The 1177-nt window shown below is 70.3% G+C and carries 1 protein-coding gene and 1 pseudogene; both read right to left on the bottom strand.

Going from position 1 to position 1177, the window contains the following annotated elements; translation table 11 throughout:
- The coding region (locus tag AC1D01_RS35720) for a type III glutamate--ammonia ligase (RefSeq protein WP_477874407.1) at positions 1-1023 on the bottom strand (1023 nt) is incomplete at its 3' end.
- Positions 1020-1177, bottom strand: a pseudogene (locus tag AC1D01_RS35715) (4-aminobutyrate--2-oxoglutarate transaminase); the annotation flags it as partial. The pseudogene AC1D01_RS35715 and the gene AC1D01_RS35720, both read right to left, overlap by 4 nt.

Here is a 1177-nt window from a genome sequence, read left to right as displayed (position 1 = left end):
GGCCAGGTACGGGTTCGCCGATGCATCCGGCACGCGCCATTCGAATCGGCCGTTCAGCGTGCGCACCAGCGCGGTCCGGTTGTTCGGGCCGTGCGCCACGTAGGCGGGTGCCCAACTCGTGCCCGACAGCGATTCGCCGACCACCAGCCGCTTGTAGCTGTTGACCGTCGGCGCGGCCAGCGCACACAGCGCGGCCGAATGCGCCAGCACGCCGGCGATGAACTGCATCGCCAGCGTCGACAAAGCTTGCTGCCGATCAGCGAACACGCAATCGCCCCCGGCCCACAGCGACACATGGAAGTGCATGCCGCTGCCCGGCTGGTTCGCGAACGGCTTGGGCATCATCGAGAAGATGCTGCCGTGCTGCTCGGCCAGCGCCTGCGCGGCCATCTTGAACAGCATCAGGTGATCCGCGCTCGCCAGCGCCTCGGCATGGTGGAAGTTCAGCTCGTACTGGCCGTGCGCGTCTTCATGGTCGACCTGGAACACGTCGAGGCCGCAGGCCGTCAGCGCGGCGGCGAGCTCGTGCAGCAAGGCGGCCTGGCGCGGCAGCGTCTTCAGGTCGTACGACGGCTTGTCGAGCGCGTCGTGCGCATCGGCCGGGGCGATGCCGCCATCGGCCGTGCGGCGCAGCAGGAAGAACTCCGGTTCGATGCCGGTGCGCAGTGTCCAGCCGCGCTCGGCCAGCCGCGCCACCTGGCGCTTCAGCACCTGGCGCGGGCAGGCGTCGAACGGCTCGCCGGCCACGAAGCCGTCGCAGACGATGCGCGCATAGCCCGGCATCCACGGCAGCGCGCAGGCCGTCTCGGGCTGGCCGCGGCCGTAGTACTCCGAACGCGGGCCGGTGCGCGGCAAGCCGGTGCCCCAGATCGACGGGCCCGCGAAGCCCGCGCCTTCGACCAGCAGGCTCTCGAGATGCGCGAGCGGCACGTACTTGCCCTTGGCGACACCGTGCACATCGGTGAACTGCGCAACCAGCGTGTGGACGCCCTCGGCCTGCAGGCGCTCCCGGAGCTCCTTCATGCACCGGCCGCAGCGGCAGCGGCCCGCAGCGACGCCTGCAGGATCGCGATCGCCTCGGTGAAGTGCGCTTCGGGGATCGTCAGCGGGAACAGGAAGCGGATCACGTTGGCATCGACGCCGCAGCTCAGCAGGATCAGCCCGCGCTGCAGCGCCT

It is taken from the genome of Rhizobacter sp. P3_B12 (genome assembly GCF_056402895.1).
This window is presented reverse-complemented; position numbering and strand designations above follow the sequence as displayed.